The sequence below is a fragment of the Rhodoplanes sp. genome (genome assembly GCF_013377085.1).
Taxonomy (GTDB): Bacteria; Pseudomonadota; Alphaproteobacteria; order Rhizobiales; family Xanthobacteraceae; genus Rhodoplanes.
Genome location: NZ_JACAAX010000050.1, coordinates 19,034 through 37,936, shown reverse-complemented (window position 1 = coordinate 37,936; position 18,903 = coordinate 19,034). Strand labels below are relative to the sequence as shown.

Genomic DNA, 18,903 nt, shown 5'->3' with positions numbered 1-18,903 from the left:
GCGCTGCTCACGCCGGCCGCTCGGCCGGCTCCGCCGGCTCCGACGGCGCCGTGCCGGCCGGGGCCGCCGTGTCGGCCGGCCGGCGCCGCGACACCAGGCTGATCAGCACCGGCAGAACGATCAGGATCAAGGCGGGCGCCAACAGGATGCCGCCGACCACCACCATGGCGAGCGGACGCTGCACCTGCGAGCCGATGCCGGTGGAGAGCGCGGCCGGCAGCAGGCCGACGCAGGCGGCCACGCAGGTCATCATCACGGGCCGCATCCGCGCCGTCGCGGCGTCGCGAACCGCCGCGAGGCGGTCGGCGCCGCCGGCTTCGATCGCCTGGTTGGCGTAGGTCAACAGGATCACGCCCTCCATCACCGAGATGCCGAACAGTGCGATGAAGCCCATCGCGGCCGACACGCTGAACGGCGTGCCGGTGACGAACAGCGCGACGATGCCGCCGATCACCGCCATCGGAATGACGCTGACGGCCAGCAGCGTGTCGGTCAGCGAGCCGAAATTGATGTAGAGCAGCACGGCGATCAGCAGGATGGTCAGCGGCACGACGATCTCCAGCCGGGCCAGCGCGTCGCGCAGATTGCCGAACTCGCCGACCCATTCGAGCCGCGAGCCGGCCGGCAGCCGCACCTCGGCGTCGATGCGCGCCTGCGCCTCGGCGATGGTCGAGCCGAGGTCGCGGCCGCGCACGCTGAACTTGATCGGGATGTAGCGCTCCTGCCCCTCGCGATAGATGAAGGCCGGCCCGGTGACCAGCGACACGGTCGCCACCTCGCCGAGCGGAATCTGCGAGGTGCCGCCGCTCGCCGAGGTGACGCCGATGCTGAGAGTCTTGATCGCCTCCGGGGTCTGCCGGTACTCGGGCGCGAGCCGCACCACGATGGCGAAGTGGCGGTCGCTGCCCGGCTCGTAGAGATCGCCTGCCGCTTGGCCGCCGATCGCCGCATGGACGGCCGCGTTGATGTCGCCCGGCGCCAGCCCGTAGCGCGCGGCGCGCTCGCGGTCGATGTCGATCTGGATGGTCGGCTGGCCGAGCGAGGTGAAGATCGCGAGATCCGCGACGCCCCGCACGCTCGCCAGCACCGCCTTGATGCGCTCGGCGCTCGCCGTGATCGCCTCGAGGTCGTTGCCGTAGAGCTTGATCGAGTTCTCGCCCTTCACGCCCGACACCGCCTCGGCGACGTTGTCCTGCAGATACTGCGAGAAGTTGAAATCGACGCCGGGAAACTCCGCCTCCAGCCGCGCGAGGATCTCGGCCGTCAGCGCCTCCTTGGTGAGGCCGTGGCGCCAAGCGGAGTCCGGCCTCAGCGGCGCGAACAGCTCGACGTTGAAGAAGCCGGTGGCGTCGGTGCCGTCGTCGGGACGGCCGTGCTGCGACACGACGGTCTCGATCTCGGGGATGCTGCGGACGAGGCGCCGCATGCGGTTGACGTAGCCCGAGCCCTCCTCGAGCGAGATGGTGGCCGGCAGGGTCGCGCGGATCCACAGATTGCCCTCCTCGAGCTTGGGCAGGAACTCGAGGCCGAGCGATCGGCCGGCGAGCGCCGCGACCGCCATCAGGGCGAAGGCGCCGGCGAGCGTCACGACGCGGTGCGTCATCGCAAAGTCGAGCGCCGGCCGGTGGATCGCGGCGAGCGCCCGCACCAGCCAAGTCTCGGTCTCGCGGACATGCTCGGGCAACAGGATGGCGGCGAGCGCCGGCGCCACCACGAAGGTGGAGATCAGCGCACCGACCAGCGCATAGGCGTAGGTCTTCGCCATCGGTCCGAAAATGTGCGCCTCGACGCCCGTCAGCGTGAACAGCGGCAGGAATGCCGCGATGATGATGGCGCCGGAGAAGAAGATCGCCCGGTTCACGCCGGTCGCCGCCTCGTAGATCACGGCGAGCTTGCCGGTGAAGCCGCCGCGAGCAACGGCCTGGGCTGTGGTGTCCGGCGCCGCGGTGTCGCCGGGCGAGGGGGGGCTCGCCGCGGCGCCGGACGTTCCGGCAGCGCGCTCCGCGGGGTCTGGGCGGTGAGCGAGCCGTCGGAAGATGTTCTCCACCATGATGACGGTGGCGTCGACGATCAGGCCGAAATCGACGGCGCCGACCGAGAGCAGATTGGCGGATTCGCCGCGCAGCACCATGATGCCGATGGCGAAGGAGAGCGCGAACGGGATGGTCGAGGCGACGATGACGGCGCTGCGGAAGTCGCCGAGGAACATCCACTGCAGGATGAACACCAGCACGATGCCGGCCAGCATGTTGTGCAGAACCGTGTGGGTGGTGAGGTCGACCAGGTCCTTGCGGTCATAGATGCGCTCGATCCGCACGCCGGGCGGCAGGATGCTCGAGCCGTTGATCTTCTCGACGGCACGCTGGACGTTCTCGATCGAGGGCAGGCTCTTCTCGCCGCGCCGCATCAGCACGATGCCCTGGACGATGTCGTCGTCGTCGTCCTTGCCGGCGATGCCGAGCCGCGGCGCGTGGCTGACCTGCACCTTGGCGACGTCGCGCACCAGCACCGGGCTGCCGTTGACCTGGGTCAGCATCGTCGTCTCGAGATCCTCGAGCGAGCGGATCAGGCCGACGCCGCGCACCACCGCGGCCTGCGGGCCGATGTTCACCGTGTTGCCACCGACATTGATGTTCGAGTTGTTCAGCGTCTGCACGAGCTGCGGCAGCGTCAGGCCGTAGGCGATCAGGCGGTCGAAATCGACCTGGATCTCGTAGGTCTTGGTCTTGCCGCCCCAGCCGATCACGTCGATCACGCCCGGCACTGCGCGGAAACGGCGCTCCAGCACCCAGTCCTGCAGCGTCTTGAGGTCGAGCACGCTGTAGCCCGGCGGGCCGACCAGCTTGTAGCGGTAGATCTCGCCGATCGGGCTGACCGGGTTGATCTGCGGCGTCGCCCCGTTCGGCAACGCGGGAAGCTGAGCGAGCCGGTTGAGCACCTGCTGGAGCGCCTCCTCGTAGGAATAGTCGAACGTGAACTGCAGCTTCACGTCGGAGAGGCCGTACAGCGAGATGGTCCGCATCGTGGTGAGATGGCGGATCCCCGAGAGCTGGGTCTCGATCGGGATGGTGACGTAGCGCTCGATCTCCTCGGCCGACATGCCCTCGCTCTGGGTGATCACGTTCACCATCGGCGGGACCGGATCCGGATAGGCTTCGATGTTGAGGGCGCGGAAGGCGACCAGGCCGCCCGTAAACAGCATCAGGACCATGATCAGCACCAGCAGCCGCTGGTGCAGGGCGAAGGCGACGACGCGATTCATGGGGACACTCGGACCGGGATCAGGAGTCGCGGGCTTTGGCGGCGCGGTCGATGAACAGGCTGCCGCGGGTGACGACCCGGTCGCCGGGCTGCAGGCCTTCGACGACCTGGACGACGCCCTCGTCGATCAGGCCGCAACGGATCTCCCGCAGCTCGAGCCGGCGCGACGGCGTCGCCACCCACACCCGCACCGTCTCGCCTTCGTGCACCAGCGCCGTGCGCGGCACCGCGGCGGCGCTCACCTCCTCGCCGATCGCGATCGACACATTGGCGAACATCTCCGGCTTGAGGGCGCGGTCGGCATTGTCGATCACGGCCCGCACGGCGAGGCGGCGGCTCGCCGGATCGACCGATGCGGCGACATAGTCGAGCCGCCCGGCGAAGCGGCGGCCCGGGAAAGCCAGCACCTTGAAGGTCACGGCCTGCCCGACCCGCACCTTGGCGGCGTCGCTCTCGCGCACATTGGCGATCAGCCACACGGTGGAGAGATCGCCGACCGTGAAGACCGGGTCGCTTGCGCCGACGCTGACATACTGCCCGGGCCCGACCTTGCGCTGGACGATGGTGCCGGACAGCGGTGCGAAGATCGGCGTTTCCGGGCTGATCCGTCCGGTCTTGCGGAACGCCTCGATGTCCTGGTCGGTGCGGCCGAGCAGATGCAGCCGGTTCACCACCGCGTCGAGCGCGATCTCGGCCGCGCGCATGTCGCTCTCGGCGCCGACGAGGTCCGCCTGCGCCTGCTGCCAGTCCTTCAGCGGCACCGCCTTGGCGGCATAGAGATCGTTCTGTCGGCGTTCCACCGTCTGGGCGAGGCGGAGCTGCGAGCGCGCCTTGTCGAGCGCCGCGGTGGCGGTAATGAAATCATTCTGCGCCTGCACCATGTCGGGCGATTCGAGCGTGAACAGGAGCTGGCCGCGTGTCGTCTCCTCGCCCGGCTGGGCATGGAGCCGGGTGATCCGCCCCGCATAGGGTGAGAAGATCGGGGTCGCACGGTTCTCGTCGATGGCGATGCGCCCTTCGGTGGTCAGCCGCGACACGAAGTTTCTGCTCTCCACCGTCTCCACCCGGAGATCGTCCCATTGACGATCGCTCACCAGGAAGGACCGCGGGTCCGCTGCCGGCTTGCCGGGCGTGGCCGCGGGCTCCGTGTTCGCGCCGGATCGGCCGGCCAGCGTCAGTGCGCCGGCGAGCGCGATCGTCGCGACCGTGACGGCGGCGGCGACACGTTGGATGACGGACGCTTCGAAACGACGCATCGGATCGATCTCCGAATGAGGAGCCCGCGGCCGTTCGGCCGACTTCGATTGGGACTTCGATGTGGGCGACCAGACGGCCGCGGGCGGAACGTGATCAGAACTAGGGTGCTCGTCTTACAGCGCGCTTACGCGAGTCTGACGGCGGCCTTAAGCGATCCGAAGCGTTGCAAAACGACGGCGCGGCTTCCGCGAGCCGCGGCGCTGGAGTAACGTCGCGCGGGGGCCGGATGGCCGTCGACGTCGCGAGAGTGCGGTCGCATGCGGGTGCTGATGGTCGAGGACAACGAGGACTTGGCGCGGCTGGTGACCGGCGGGCTGAAGACGGCCGGCTATCTGGTCGATCACGTGTCGACCGCCGCCGAGGCGCGGGATCTGGTCGCGGCGCATCGGTTCGGCGCCGTCATCCTCGATCTCGGCCTGCCGGATGCCGACGGTCTCACCATCGTGCGCGACATGCGGGCGCACCGCGACCCTGCCGCCGTGCTGGTGCTCACCGCGCGCTCCGGCATCGACGACAAGGTCGAGGGCCTGCGCAGCGGCGCCGACGACTATCTGGTGAAGCCGTTCGCCTTCGAGGAGCTGCTCGCCCGGCTGGAGGCGCTTCTGCGGCGGCCGCGCGAGCTCCAGGGACTCGCTCTCGTGCTCGCCAATCTGCGGTTGGACACGGCGAGCCGGCAGGCCTTCGTCGACGACGAGCCGCAGGTGTTGTCGGCCCGCGAGGTCGCCGTGCTGGAGATCCTGATGCGGCGAAAGGGCCGGGTCGTCCCCAAGCGGCTGGTCGAGGACGAGCTGTCGGGGGTCGCGGGCGACCTCTCGGCCAATGCCATCGAGGTCTACGTGCACCGGCTGCGCCGGCAGCTCGCCGACTGCGGCGCCCGGGTGGCGATCCACACGGTGCGCGGCGTCGGCTATCTGATCCGCGACGCCGCGAGCTGACCGGCGCGGCGTCGCCCGGCTCTACTTCCCGTCGGGCGTGCGCAGGCCGTGCCAGACGTCGCGGACCTGCTCGTAATGGACCTGCGGCTCGTAGCTCGAGGTCGCCAAAGCGAGGCTCTTGTGATCGAGCCGGCCGATGGTCGAGAGCAGCGTGTAGGAGGCGACCACGCGGTCACGCTGGGCGAGGATCAGACGCGAGCGGGCCTGGGTGAGGTCCTGCTGCGAGTTGAGCACCTCGAGCGTGGTGCGCTGGCCGGCCTGGGCCTCGCGCTGCACGCCGGCGAGCGCGATGCCGGCGGCCCGCACCTCGGACTCGGAGGCGGCGAGCGCGATCTTGGCGCCCTCGTGGGTGACCCACGCCGCCACGGTGGCCGTGTTGGTCTGGGTGCGCACGCGGTCGAGCACGATGCGGGTCTGGGTCAGCACCTCTTTCGACTGGCGCACCTGGGCGGCGGCCTGGCCGCCGTCGTAGATCGGGATGTTGAGGCTGCCGACCAGCGAGGCCGAGTTGGTCGCCGTGGTGCCGAGCGTGGTGTCGGTGTTCTTGGTGCTCAGCAGCGTGCCCTGCACGCCGAGCGTGGGATAAAGGGCGCCCTCGTTGATCTTGATGGCGTACTGGGCGACGTCGATGTCGAAGCTGGCGCCGCGCACGGCCGGGTTGTCGCGCCGCGCGAGCGTGATCGCCTCGTCGCGCCCGCGCGGCAGCAGCCGGTCGATCGGCTCGGCCGAGGCGAGGCGGCCGGGGGCTGAGCCGATCACCTGCTCGTAGGTCGCCTGGGCGATCGCGAGCGCGACCTCGGCCGCGTTGAGATCGGCGGTCCCGCGGGAGAGCCGCGCCTCCGCCTGGGCGACATCGGTCGGGGTCACGTCGCCGGCCTCGAGCCGCTTGCGGGTGGTGGCCAGCGTCTCGCGCAGGAACGTCAGGTTGACGCGCTGGGCTTCCACCAGCGACTGGCTGGCGACCACGTTCATATAGGCCGTGACGGCGTCGAGCAGCACCGACTGCTCGACCCCGCGCAGCGCCTCGCGGCCCGACTGGACCTGCGATTCGGCTTGGCGGACCTGGTTGCCGGTGCGGAACCCGTTGAACAGGACCTGGTTTATGGTGAGCTGCGCCGTGTAGCCGCGCAGCGTCGCCGACTCGCTGTCGCCGCCCGGGATCAGGTTGCGCAGCGCGATCAGGCTGGGGCTCAACCCGGCGGCGATCTGCGGCCGATAGCCCGACAGGGCGATCGAGACGTTCTCGTCGGTGCCGCGCTGGCGGGCCCGCTCGGCATTGAGAACCGGGTTGGTCTGATAGGCACGCACCAGCGCAACCGGCAGGGTCTCGGCGCCGGCCGGCCGCGGCGCGACGACGCACAGCGCGGCGAGCGCCAGCGCGGCCGCCGCGAGCGGAGGCACGCGACACCGCCCGACCTGCTCGTCGCCACGCCGGTTCCGCGCGCCTGTGGCGCACGCATTCACTGACGAAACCATCGCTCCCCGCGCTCTCGTCCGACCGCCTCGGGCCCGAGGCCCGCACCATCGGGGGTGCGGATCATTGTCCTTGCCATGCCTCGCGGCCCGGCGACGTCTTTACTACGAATTAACGGTTCGGTCGCCAGTGCGACCACGAATCACAGGCGGATTTCGTTTGGACGTGGCCGGAAAGCCGCGCCGCCCGCCAGGATCTGTACGAACGAATTGGATACGGGTGCCAAGCTTACAGTTGCCTGACGGCCGTGCGCTATTGACAGGGTGCGCGGGCTTCGAATGATCGCCCTCGCGCCCGTGTGGAGTCGTCAAGGGAGACCGCCGTGCTCGTCGATCACCGCACCTCCAGGATCAAGCCCACCAAGGTTCAGGCCTATCTGGATCTCGACGAGGAGCACGGAATGGCCGCGCAGATGCGGCATCTCGGCCGCCCGGTCGCCGACATGTTCAGCGAGTCCGGCGAGCTCGACACGGTGGTCCACATCTGGGCCTACGAGGATGCGACCGAGCGCGCCGCGCGCCGCGCCGCCATGCTGGCCGATCCGGAAGGGAAGGCGTATCAGAAGCTGAACTCGGAGGCCGGCCTGCTGGTCGAGCAGAAGACCAGCCTGATGATTCCGGCTTCCTTCGCGCCGATCCGGCGCTGAGGCGTTCCGCGTCGCAGCCAGTTCCCGCCAGCCCCTCCCGTCATCCGGAAACCGTCCCATGCGTCTGCAAGGCAATCTCCGCACGGCTGCCGAAGCCCTCGTCGACCAGCTCATCGTCAACGAGGTGCAGCACGTCTTCTGCGTCCCCGGGGAGAGCTATCTCGCGGTGCTCGACGCGTTTCACGATCGCGACCTCGCCGTCACGGTGTGCCGCCAGGAGGGCGGTGCCGCCATGATGGCGGAGGCGATCGGCAAGGCGACCGGCCGGCCGGGCGTCTGCTTCGTCACCCGTGGCCCCGGCGCCACCAATGCCTCGCCGGGCGTCCACATCGCCCAGCAGGATTCGAGCCCGATGATCCTGTTCATCGGCCAGGTCGGCCGCGACCAGCGCGAGCGCGAGGCGTTCCAGGAGGTCGACTACCGCGCCATGTTCGGCGGCATGGCCAAGTGGGTCGTCGAGATCACGGATCCGGCTCGCATGCCGGAGCTGATCTCGCGCGCCTTCTATGTCGCGACCAGCGGCCGGCCCGGCCCGGTCGTGGTCGCGCTGCCCCAGGACGTGCTGACCGAGCGGATCGAGGCGCCGCCGGCGCCGCCCTTCCGGCCCGTCGACACGGCGCCCGGTGCGGCCGACCTCGCCACCTTGCAGGACATGCTGGCCACGGCCGAGCGGCCCATCCTGCTGCTCGGCGGCAGCCGCTGGTCCGACGCTGGCCATGCCGCCATCGCCACCTTCGCGTCGCGCTTCGCCCTGCCGGTCGCCACCACGTTCCGCCGCACCCATCTGTTCGATGCGCTGCATCCGTGCTTCGCCGGCGACCTCGGCATCGGCCCGAACCCGAAGCTGCTGGCCCGGGTGAAGGAGGCGGATCTGGTGCTGCTGGTCGGCGGCCGGCTCGGCGAGCTGCCGTCGCAGGGCTACACGCTGATCGACATTCCGGGCCCGCAGATGACCTTCGTGCATGTCCATCCGGGCGCCGAGGAGCTCGGCCTCGTGTACCGGCCGCATCTCGCCATCAACGCCACGCCGGTGGCTTTCGCGCAGGCTGCGGCGACGCTGGTGCCGCCCGCGAGCATCGCCTGGCAGGGCGAGGCGGCGGCCGCGCATGCCGACTATCTCGCCTGGAGCGAAACGCCGGCCGCGGTGCCGGGCGGAGTGAATTTCGGCGAGGTCGTGCTGTGGTTGCGCGAAAACCTGCCGCCCGACTCCGTCATTACCAACGGGGCCGGCAACTATGCGGGCTGGATCCACCGCTATTACCGGTTCCGGCAGTTCGCCACCCAGATCGCCCCGATCTCCGGCTCGATGGGCTATGCGGTGCCGTCGGCGATCGCGATGAAGCGCCTCCACCCTCGGCGCACCGTGGTGTCGGTCAACGGCGACGGCGACTTCCTGATGAACGGCCAGGAGTTCGCGACCGCCGTGCAGTTCGGCCTGCCGGTGGTCGTCATCGTCTGCGACAACGGCATCTACGGCACCATCCGGATGCATCAGGAGCGCGAGTATCCGGGCCGCGTCTCGGCGACGACGCTACGCAACCCCGACTTCGCCGCCTATGCGCGGGCCTTCGGCGGCTTCGGCGCGACGGTGGAGACCACGGCGGAGTTCGCGCCGGCCTTCGCGGCCGCGCAGGCCTCCGGCCTGCCGGCGATCCTGCACCTCAAGATCGACCCCGAGGCCATCACGCCGACCGCGACCCTGGCCGGCATCCGCAAGACGGCCCTGGCCCGCGAGGAGGGGTGAGCGACCGGATCTCGGGCTTTCTACGCTTGCGCGGCGGCCGGCGGCACGGCAGAGTTCCGTGAATCCCGACTCATCGCTTTCAGGCGACCGCCCGCCATGCCGTACCGCCGCACCGAAAGGGTCATCGAGCGCCTGGCCGCCCGCCGGGACGACATCCTGGCGTCTGCCCGCGCGGTCGCGACCGCGCAGGGGCTCGCCGGCGTCCAGATCGTCCCGGTGGCCGAGCGGGCCGGTATCGCGGCCGGGACGGTCTATCGCTACTTCCCGGCCAAGGCCGACCTGGTCGCCGCCCTGCTCGAGCAGGTGAGCGAGCAGGAGGTCGCCGCCATGACCACGGCGGCGTCCGGCGCACCCGGGCCGCTGTCCGGGCTCGCCGCCGCCGTCACCACCTTCGCGGGCCGTGCCTTGCGGCAACGGCGGCTGGTCTTCGCCATGCTGGCCGAACCGGTCGAGCCGGAGATCGAGGCGCAGCGCCGCGCCTGCCGGCGCGCCGTCGCGGCCGTGCTGGAGGGGTGTATCCGGGCCGCCGTGGCATCGGGACGGCTACCCGAGCAGGACGCCCGGATCGGCGCCGACGCCATTCTGGGCGCCCTGGTCGAGGCGCTGATCGGCCCGTCCGCGGACGAGACGGCCGACCCGGCCAAGCAGAAGGAGACCGTGCAGGCCATGGTGCTGCTCGTCCTGCGGGCGCTCGGCGTGGTCGATGCGCGGGCCCGCGGCCTGGTCGTCCAAGCGCCGTGGCCGGTCGACGACGCGGCCTGATCGGCACGCATGCCCGGGTGGCGCGAGGGTCGGGGGCGTTTGCTGCAGATCAAGGTTCCGCTTGCCTAAGATCAAGGACGCTCACATCCGGATCTTCCAAATTGCCCACGGTGGCGGCCGAGGATGCCGCGCCGCGGAGACGACGATGCGAGATTTCGACAGATTCGACCGATTTTCCGCCAACATCGGCGAGATGATGGAACGGCTGGGAATCGAGTGTGAGGAGGAAGTCGACGGCTATTTCGGGCGGACGCTCGGAAGCGTCATCCGCTCGTGCCAGATCTGCCGTTCCGCCGAAGTGTGCAGCAACTGGCTGGCCCGGGCGCCCGTCGCGGTATCGCGTGCGCCGGCCTTCTGCCCCTATGCCGAGCGGCTCGACGGCCTCGCCCTCGATCAGGCGGTGCTGCCGCCGCGTCGCCACACGGTGCACTGAACCAATCTGATCTGATCGGCCGACCGTCCGTTCAGCGCGCCCCCAGCGCGGCGAGCTTGCGGCTGTGCGCGACGGCGTCGCGCGCCTCCTGGGTGTGCGTGAGCAGCGCGAGGCCGTCCTCTCCGGCGTCGGCGCCGAGCGCCGTGTCGAGATAGGCGTGGCGGTTCGGGTCGCGCCGAATCCGCGCATAGAGCAGCAGCAGCGAGGCGAGCCGCTTCGTCAGCACGGCCTGCTTCCACACGGTTTCGACGGCGAATTTCGGATAGAAGCGCCAGGCCGGCTCGATCGGGACGCTCGGCCGGCGGTCACGCCGCCGCTTGATGCGCAAAAGCCCGCCCTGCAGCGGATGGACGTTCTCCACCGCCATCACCTCGGCATAGACGAACAGCATGGTGACGAGACGCGCCAGCACCGTGCGGGTGGCGGCGCCGCGCCGCATGATCGTCTCGATATGGGCGGGCGTGTAATAGGTCGTCCAGGCGTCCCGATAGGCGCCGATCCACGCCTCGCGCGACATGGTCGCGTGCCCGGTGACGCAGTGCTCGAGATCGTACTTGTTCATGTCGGGGTCCATCCACACGCCCTTCTCGGCGAGGACCTTGTGGTCCTCGGAGCCGGGCAGGGGGGTGAGGAAGTAGAACCCGATGATGTCGAGCGGCAGCTCGGCCTTGATGATCTCGATGTCGGCGCGGATCGATTCGGGCGTGTCGTTGGGGAAGCCCAGAATGTAGCCCGCATAGGTCACCACCTTGGCCCGCTTCCAGGCGAGCAGCATCTCGCGATACTCGGTGATCTTGTTCTGCCGCTTCTTGGCGGCGAGCAGGTTGGCCGGGTTGATGTTCTCCAGCCCGATGAACACCTGCCGCACACCGGCCCGCGCCGCCTTCTCGACGAAGCTCGGGATCTTGTAGGCGAGCGCGTCGACCTGGATCGAGAAGCGCAGGTTCAGCCCCTCGGCCTCGCGCATCGCGATGATGCGGTCGAGGATCGGCTCCCAGTCCTTGTTGCGGGCGAAGTTGTCGTCGGTGATGAAGAAGCGGCCGGACCCGCTCGCCAGCGATTGGCGGATCAGCCGCTCGACATCGTCGGGCGAGCGCCGGCGCGATTGGCGGCCCTGCACGTTGATGATGGTGCAGAACGAGCACTGGTACGGACAGCCGCGGCCGGCATCGAAGCTGGAATGCTGGTTGAGGGTGCGGGCCAGCACCTCGGGCGGCAGCGCCGGGGTCGGCACGTCGACGACCGAGGGCAGGTCGTCGAGGTAGTCGTAGACGGGCGCAAGCGTGCCGGCGGCGACGTCCTGCAGGACGCGGTCGAGCCGGCCCTCGGCCTCCCCGGCGAACAAGCTGATGCCGAGGTCGAGCGCCTCCTGGATGTCCGGCGGCGTCTCCTTCAGCATGGCGAGGCAGCCGGAGACGTGGAAGCCGCCGATCACCACCGGCACGCCGGCAGCCCGCAGCGGCCGGGCGATGTCGACGGCGCGCGGGAACTGGTTCGACTGCACGCCGACCAGCCCGACCATGCCGAAGCCGCCGGCGGCGCGGATGCGCGCGATGACCTCGTCCACCCGCACGGCCGTGTTGATCTCGTCGATCGCCTCGATGTCGATGTCGACGTCCGGCCCCAGCACCCGCCGCTCGGCCGCGTCGCGCGCGATGCCGTACAGGCAGGCGAGCGAGTTCGACGGCATCACCGAGCGCCACCACTGCACCACATAGCCGTCGTCGTCGTAGCGCGACGGCTTCACCAGGATGAGCTGGAATCGACGCCGTCCCGCCGCGCTGGCCATGGAGCCTCCCCCGAACGTTTCTCGTTCGTTTCTATCCTGGCACAGCCGGCGCCGGGACAAAAGGAGCGGGAAGGCGCGTGCGGGCTCGCCCAGCGATTGCGGGTGACCGGGTGTGGACGTGGGGGAGCCGGAGACCGGGGAGGGCGGTCTGCGCTGCGGCCGAAGGCCGCAGCGCAGGGTGGGGAACGGGGCGGCCGAACGTGCGCTAATGCGACATCAGCACCGGGATGGTCATCGAGCCCAGAATGCCGCGGGTCGCGCCGCCGAGCACGAACTCGCGCAGTCGCGAATGGCCGTAGCCGCCCATCACCACGAAGTCGGCCGAGACATCGGCCGCGTAGGACAGGATCGTGTTGGGGACGTCGACGTCCTCGGCGACGATGCGCTTCACGTCGACCTTGATGCCGTGGCGGGCCAGGTGGTGGCCGACATCGGCGCCCGGGATCTCGTCGCTCTTGGCGCGGCCGGTGGCGACGATCACCACGTCGACCTGCTTGGCGCGGGCCAGGAACGGCATCGCGTCTCCCATGGCGCGGGCGGCGGTGCGGCTGCCGTCCCAGCACATCAGCACGCGGCCGAGGCGCAGGCCCTCCTTCTGGATGTAGGGCACCATCACGACCGGCCGGCCGGATTCGAACAGCGCGCCCTCGGCGAACAGGTCGGCCGGCGACATGCGGTCGGGCTCGCGTTGGCCGACCACGACGAGGTCGAAGCGCCGCGCGATTCGCCCGAACATGTCGGTGGCGCCCCCCAGCGTCGCCTCGATGATCCGGTGCTCGGCCTGGACGCCGGCGCCTTCCGTCGCCCGCTCGAAGCTCTCGATCGCCGCCTGCGCCATCGTCCGGCTCTCGTCGCGCTGGGCGTCGATCCACTCCGCCGAGACGCCGTCCATGATGCTCGGCGAGATCACCGGGTCGTAGACGAAGACGATGCCGGTGAGATGCGCCCCGAAAGTGCGGGCGACCGAGACCGCGTAGGCGGCGGCCGGATCGTTCGCCCCGACCAGGGCGAGGTTCACGACGATGTCCTTGATCATGGCTTCACTCCCAGAGAGCGCCGCCGGACGGGGGCCGGCGCGGCGTTCCGTATGACGTACCGACACTAGAAGGCGGGAAAGCGTGGATGTTGACGGGCGTCAAAGCCTAAGGCGGCCGTGCGAAACCCTCAAGCATCTTACCGATGGCCGCGTCCCGCGCTACAAAGGGTCCAACTAAGATCGTCCGGACAGGACGAGCGGGACGAGGAGGAACGTCCGATGAGCGTGCCGATGCCGCCGTGCGACCAGGCGGTCGTCGCGCGGCGCGACGAGATCGTCGCCGCGTTGCGCCGCATCGTGCCGGGCGAGGGCGTGATCTCGACGACACGCGAGATGCGCCCTTACGAATCGGACGGCCTCACGGCCTACCGCCAGCTCCCCCTCGTCGTCGTGCTGCCGAGCACCACCGAGCAGGTCTCGCAGGTGCTTCGTTACTGTTTCGAGAACGACGTCAAGGTCGTTCCCCGCGGCGCCGGCACCTCGCTGTCGGGCGGCGCGCTGCCGCTCGGCGACGGCGTCCTGCTCGGCATGGGAAAGTTCAGCAAGGTACGGTCGATCGATTTCGCCGACCGGCTCGCCGTGGTCGAGCCTGGGGTCACCAACCTGGCCGTCACCAAGGCGGTCGAGCATGCCGGCTTCTATTACGCTCCCGATCCGTCCTCGCAGATCGCCTGCACGATCGGCGGCAACATCGCGGAGAACTCCGGCGGCGTGCACAGCCTGAAATACGGCCTCACCACCAATAACGTATTGGGCTGCGAGATGGTGCTGATCACGGGCGAGGTGATCCGGCTCGGCGGCGGCCATCTCGATGCCGGCGGCTACGACCTGCTCGGTGTCGTCACGGGCTCCGAGGGCCTGCTCGGCGTGATCACCGAGGTGACGGTCCGCATCCTGCAAAAGCCCGAGACCGCGCGCGCCATGCTGGTCGGCTTCGGCTCCAACGAGGCGGCCGGCGAATGCGTCGGCCGCATCATCGGGGCCGGCATCATCCCGGGCGGCATGGAGTTGATGGACCGGCTCGCCACCGAGGCGGTGGAGCAGTTCGTCCATGCCGGCTACCCGCTCGACGTCGAGTCGATCCTGATCGTCGAGCTCGACGGACCGCGGGTCGAATGCGACCACCTGATCGAGACCGTGTCGGCGATCGCCCGCGACTGCGGCGCCCAGACCCTGCGGGTGTCGACCTCCGAGGAGGAGCGGCTGCTGTTCTGGGCCGGCCGCAAGGCGGCGTTCGGCGCCGTCGGCCGCATCTCGCCCGACTACTACTGCATGGACGGCACCATCCCGCGGGCGCAGCTCCCCTACGTGCTGCAGCGCACCCGCGAGCTGTCGGCCAAATACGGCCTGCGCTGCGCCAACGTGTTCCACGCCGGCGACGGCAATCTGCATCCGCTGATCCTCTACGATGCCAACAAGCCCGACGAGCTCGCCCGCGCCGAGGCGTTCGGCGCCGACATTCTTTGCTTGTGCGTCGAGGTCGGCGGTGTGCTGACCGGCGAGCACGGCGTCGGGGTCGAGAAGCGTGACCTGATGCCGCGAATGTTCTCCGAGATCGACTTGAACCAGCAGCAGCGGCTCAAATGCGCCTTCGACCACAAGGGACTGCTCAATCCGGGCAAGGTCTTTCCGGTGCTGCACGCCTGCGCCGAGCTCGGTCGCATGCACGTCTCGGCCGGCAAGCTGCCGTTCCCGGATATTCCGAGGTTCTGATGAGCACGCGTGCTGCCCTTTTTTCACCTCCCCCTGGAGGGGGGAGGTCGGCGAGCGAAGCTCGCCGGGAGGGGGTGATCGGCGAAGCCGAGCTTGGGGCTTCACCCCACCCCGGTCGTCCGCTTTGCGGACGCCCGACCCTCCCCCTCCAGGGGAGGGTGAAGACCTCGCTGATGTTGTCGACGCGATCCCGCCAAGTGAGTTTCAGATGACCGACACGCTCGCGCCGCGCGATGCCAGGGACGTGGAGGAGGCGGTGCGCTGGGCGCTTCAGGCCGGCAAGACGCTGGAGATCGTCGGGCGCGGCTCCAAGCGGGCGATCGGCCGTCCGGCCCAGACCGACGCGACGCTGTCGCTCGCGGCGCTTTCCGGCGTCACCCTCTATGAGCCCAAGGAGCTCGTCCTCTCGGCCCGCGCCGCCACGCCGATCGCCGAGGTGGAAAAACTGGTCGAGGCGAGCGGCCAGGCGCTCGCCTTCGAGCCGATGGATTTTTGCGCGCTGCTCGGCGGAATGCCCGGGGCGGGGACGCTCGGCGGCGTGATCGCGACCAACCTGTCGGGGCCGCGGCGCATCAAGGCGGGCGCGGCACGCGACCATGTCCTCGGCTTCTCGGCCGTGTCGGGTCGGGCCGAGACCTTCAAGTCGGGCGGCCGGGTGGTGAAGAACGTCACGGGCTACGACCTCTCCAAGCTGATGACCGGCTCCTGGGGCACGCTCGCCGCGATGACGGACGTCACCATAAAAACACTGCCGCGGGCCGAGACCGAGGCGACCGTGCTGCTGCTCGGGCTGTCGCCCGAGAAGGCCGTCGCCGCCATGGCGGCCGCGATGGGCTCGCCCTTCGAGGTGTCGGGTGCCGCCCATCTGCCGGCCGCGGTGGTGGCGGCCACGGGCCTCGCGGCGTTGCCGGCCGGGCAGGCCGCGACGGTGCTGCGGCTCGAAGGCGTCGCGCCTTCGGTCGCCCATCGCCGTGGCGGGCTCGCCGCGCTGCTCGCGTCGTTCGCTTCGCCCGGCGATCTCGACGCGACGGCCTCGCGAAACCTGTGGCGGGCGATTCGCGACGTGACGCCCTTCGCCGTCTCCGTCGACCAGCAGGCCGACCGCCCGGTGTGGCGAATCTCGACCGTGCCGTCGCGTGGCGCCGAGCTGGCCGGCCTGATCGCGGCGGCGGCCGACGCTGCCTTCCTGTTCGACTGGGCCGGCGGCCTCGTCTGGGCCTCGCTCGCGCCCTCGGCCGATGCGGGCGCCGCCGCCGTGCGGGCCGCGACGGCGCGCTGCGGCGGCCACGCGACCCTGATCCGGGCGAGCGCCGCCGTGCGGGCCGCCGTCGACGTGTTCGAGCCGCAGCGCGGTCCGCTCGCCGCGCTGACCCGGCGCGTCAAGGAGAGCTTCGACCCCAAGGGCGTGCTCGGACCCGGGCGCATGTGGGCAGGCGTGTGAGGGCACCATGAGGACCGAGTTTTCCCTTGCCCGCCTCGCCGATCCGGCCATCGCCGAGGCGGACGCGATCCTGCGCGCCTGCGTGCATTGCGGCTTCTGCACGGCGACCTGCCCGACCTATGTGCTGCTCGGCGACGAGCTCGATAGTCCGCGCGGCCGCATCTACCTGATCAAGGACATGCTGGAGGGCGACCGTCCGGCCGTGGCCGAGGAGGTCAAGCATCTCGACCGTTGCCTGTCGTGCCTGTCCTGCATGACCACCTGCCCGTCGGGGGTGCACTACATGCACTTGGTCGACCACGCCCGCGCCCATGTCGAGAAGACTTTTCGCCGGCCCTGGCACCAGCGGGCGCTGCGCACCCTGCTGGCCCGCACCATTCCCAATCCGTCGCTTTTCCGGATCGCCAGCGCCGGGGCGACGCTGGCAAAACCGCTCGCGCCGCTCTTCGACCGGCTCGGCCTGCCGCAGCTCGCCGCGATGCTGCGCCTCGCGCCGGCCCGGATGCTGCCGTCGCCGGCGCCGTCGGGCCGCGTGTTTGCGGCCGAGGGGCCGCGGCGCGGCCGCGTCGGCCTGCTGTCGGGATGCGTCCAGCGGGTGCTGTCGCCGGCCGTCAACGAGGCCGCCATCAGGGTGCTGACCCGGCACGGCTTCGAGGTGGTGCTGCCGGACGGCGAAGCCTGTTGCGGCTCGGTCACGCATCACATGGGCGAGGAGGACCGGGCGCTTTCGGCGGTGCGCGTCAATGTGACGGCGTTCGCGGCCGAGCTCGACGGCGCCGGCCTCGACGCCATCATCTCGACCGCGTCGGGCTGCGGCACGACGATGAAGGACTACGGCCACATGCTGCGCACCGACCCGGCCTTTGCCGAGCCGGCCGCCCGGGTCGCCGCCAAGGTGCGCGACATCGGCGAGTTCCTGCACGGCCTCGGCTCGCTGAATCGGGTGCCGACGCCGGCCCTGACGGTCGCCTATCAGGCGCCGTGCTCGCTGCAGCACGGGCAGAAGATCGTGCGCGAGCCGAAGGACGTGCTGGCGCGGCTCGGCTTCGTGGTGCGCGATCCGGCGGAGCCGCATCTCTGCTGCGGCTCGGCCGGCACCTACAACATTCTTCAGCCCGAGATCGCCGGCCGGCTGCGGGCACGCAAGATCGCCAATCTCGAGGCGCTCGCGCCCGACGTGATCGCGGCCGGCAACATCGGTTGCATCACCCAGATCGCCGCCGGCACCGCGATCCCCGTGGTGCATCCGGTCGAGCTGGTCGACTGGGCGACCGGCGGTCCACCGCCCGCCGGCTGGCGCAGCGCCCCATAGCTCCGCTGTGCGGCATGGTCGGCTGCGTCGTCGCTTGCCCGTCGTTGCTCCGTGGTGTCGGTACGAGCCGTGCTCCAAACTGCGCCACACGCGACGAAACGCTTTGCATGCATGCGCTCGTCGTGAAGGATGGACGCCGCGCGATCGATCGACAGCGACGACGATGGCGACGACGGTGAGGATCGCTGCATGGGCCGGAGTTGGCGAATCGGTTGCGCGAGCGCAAGATCGCGAATATCGAGAAGAACGCGCCCGATGCGATCATCGCCGACCTCGTCGGCTCTGTCACAGGATCGCCGAGGGCCTCGCAATCCCGGTCGTGCATGCCGATCGATCACCTCGGTCGGAGCGGCTGGGGGATCAGCGCCGATGGCCATGGAGCATCGCGGAATGGTCGACACCGGTGTGCCCGACAGGAGCGCCGCGTTGTCGTCCGCGTCACCGCGACGTTCTTCTCTTGGTTCGACCACCCTGGCCGTGGCGTAACGTCGAGCTCAGCCCAGATCGGGAGCCCCATCATGGCGAAGACAGCGAAGAAGCAATCTGCAAAATCCAAGAAGCCGGCGGCCAAGAAGCCGGCGGCGGCCAAGTCCAAGAAGGCGCCGATCCGCAAGGCGGCCGCGAAGCCGCGCGCCGCCGCGGTCAAGAAGCCCGCCGCTCGCAAGGCGGCTGCCAAGACGACGCGCAAGCCCGCCGCCAAGAAGGCCCTGGTCCGCAAGGCCGTCGTGAAGCCGTCCCGCAAGCCGGCGGCCAAGAAGACCACGGCGCGCAAGCCCGCCGCCAAGACGTCGACGGCCCGCAAGCCGGCCGCCCGCCGCGCCGCGTCGGTTCGCAAACCCGCCGCGCCGCGCAAACCGGCCGCGCCGCGCAAGCGTCCCGCCGCTCCTGCTCCGGCGCCCGTGACGCCGCCCGCCGCGCCTGCTCCGGCCGCGTCTGCTCCGGCCGCGCCGAAGCCGCGCCGCGTCGTCCGCCGTCCGTCGACGCCCGCCGCGCCCGCGCCGGCCGCCGTGGTGCCGGCCGCATCTCCGCCGCCGTCCGCCGCCCCCGTTGCGGCCGCCGGCGATATCGAGCAACCGAGTCCGTAAGGCAAAGGCCAACAA

General features: G+C 70.2%; 14 protein-coding genes. 9 read left to right on the top strand and 5 right to left on the bottom strand.

What is annotated here, in order from left to right; genetic code table 11:
• Positions 1 to 7: 7 nt before the first annotated feature.
• Both HXX10_RS25495 and HXX10_RS25490 read right to left on the bottom strand, forming a co-directional pair.
• Positions 8 to 3,262, bottom strand: coding sequence for an efflux RND transporter permease subunit (locus HXX10_RS25495; protein ID WP_296526114.1), 3,255 nt, complete (start codon positions 3,260 to 3,262; stop codon positions 8 to 10).
• 19 nt (positions 3,263 to 3,281) lie between these two features.
• Positions 3,282 to 4,517: an efflux RND transporter periplasmic adaptor subunit gene (locus HXX10_RS25490; RefSeq protein WP_296526113.1), complete on the bottom strand. Its 1,236-nt coding sequence runs from the start codon at positions 4,515 to 4,517 to the stop codon at positions 3,282 to 3,284.
• 258 nt (positions 4,518 to 4,775) lie between these two features.
• Here HXX10_RS25490 and HXX10_RS25485 point away from each other — a divergent pair, with 258 nt between their 5' ends.
• Complete coding sequence (locus tag HXX10_RS25485; protein WP_296526112.1) at positions 4,776 to 5,453, top strand: response regulator transcription factor; 678 nt, start codon at positions 4,776 to 4,778, stop codon at positions 5,451 to 5,453.
• Between the two features lie 21 nt (positions 5,454 to 5,474).
• Here the strand turns inward: HXX10_RS25485 and HXX10_RS25480 are convergent, their stop codons facing one another.
• Positions 5,475 to 6,830, bottom strand: a complete 1,356-nt coding sequence (locus tag HXX10_RS25480) for a TolC family outer membrane protein (RefSeq protein ID WP_296526122.1) — start codon at positions 6,828 to 6,830, stop codon at positions 5,475 to 5,477.
• Positions 6,831 to 7,249: 419 nt separating this feature from the next.
• On the opposite strand from HXX10_RS25480, the gene HXX10_RS25475 reads away from it, so the two are divergent.
• The 4 genes from HXX10_RS25475 to HXX10_RS25460 all read left to right on the top strand — a co-directional run bounded on the left by HXX10_RS25475 (position 7,250) and on the right by HXX10_RS25460 (position 10,512).
• Positions 7,250 to 7,573, top strand: a complete 324-nt coding sequence (locus HXX10_RS25475) for an NIPSNAP family protein (protein WP_296526111.1) — start codon at positions 7,250 to 7,252, stop codon at positions 7,571 to 7,573.
• A gap of 58 nt (positions 7,574 to 7,631) precedes the next feature.
• Positions 7,632 to 9,317: a thiamine pyrophosphate-binding protein gene (locus HXX10_RS25470; RefSeq protein WP_296526110.1), complete on the top strand. Its 1,686-nt coding sequence runs from the start codon at positions 7,632 to 7,634 to the stop codon at positions 9,315 to 9,317.
• 96 nt (positions 9,318 to 9,413) lie between these two features.
• Entirely contained in the window at positions 9,414 to 10,079 is a 666-nt protein-coding gene (locus HXX10_RS25465; protein WP_296526109.1) for a TetR/AcrR family transcriptional regulator, read from the top strand.
• A 61-nt stretch (positions 10,080 to 10,140) separates the two neighbouring features.
• Complete coding sequence (locus HXX10_RS25460; RefSeq protein WP_296526107.1) at positions 10,141 to 10,512, top strand: DUF6455 family protein; 372 nt, start codon at positions 10,141 to 10,143, stop codon at positions 10,510 to 10,512.
• A gap of 31 nt (positions 10,513 to 10,543) precedes the next feature.
• Here the strand turns inward: HXX10_RS25460 and HXX10_RS25455 are convergent, their stop codons facing one another.
• Together HXX10_RS25455 and HXX10_RS25450 are read right to left on the bottom strand one after the other, a co-directional pair.
• A complete protein-coding gene (locus HXX10_RS25455; RefSeq protein WP_296526106.1) occupies positions 10,544 to 12,301 on the bottom strand; it encodes a radical SAM protein in 1,758 nt (585 codons plus the stop codon).
• 205 nt (positions 12,302 to 12,506) lie between these two features.
• Positions 12,507 to 13,337 (bottom strand): universal stress protein, encoded by an 831-nt coding sequence (locus HXX10_RS25450; RefSeq protein ID WP_296526105.1) that lies wholly within the window; start codon positions 13,335 to 13,337, stop codon positions 12,507 to 12,509.
• Between the two features lie 219 nt (positions 13,338 to 13,556).
• On the opposite strand from HXX10_RS25450, the gene HXX10_RS25445 reads away from it, so the two are divergent.
• The 4 genes from HXX10_RS25445 to HXX10_RS25430 all read left to right on the top strand — a co-directional run bounded on the left by HXX10_RS25445 (position 13,557) and on the right by HXX10_RS25430 (position 18,888).
• Entirely contained in the window at positions 13,557 to 15,050 is a 1,494-nt protein-coding gene (locus tag HXX10_RS25445; RefSeq protein WP_296526103.1) for an FAD-linked oxidase C-terminal domain-containing protein, read from the top strand.
• Between the two features lie 208 nt (positions 15,051 to 15,258).
• Complete coding sequence (locus tag HXX10_RS25440; RefSeq protein ID WP_296526102.1) at positions 15,259 to 16,491, top strand: FAD-binding protein; 1,233 nt, start codon at positions 15,259 to 15,261, stop codon at positions 16,489 to 16,491.
• A gap of 7 nt (positions 16,492 to 16,498) precedes the next feature.
• Positions 16,499 to 17,803: a glycolate oxidase subunit GlcF gene (gene glcF, locus HXX10_RS25435; protein ID WP_296526101.1), complete on the top strand. Its 1,305-nt coding sequence runs from the start codon at positions 16,499 to 16,501 to the stop codon at positions 17,801 to 17,803.
• Positions 17,804 to 18,321: 518 nt separating this feature from the next.
• Complete coding sequence (locus tag HXX10_RS25430; protein WP_296526100.1) at positions 18,322 to 18,888, top strand: histone H1 protein; 567 nt, start codon at positions 18,322 to 18,324, stop codon at positions 18,886 to 18,888.
• Positions 18,889 to 18,903 lie beyond the last annotated feature (15 nt).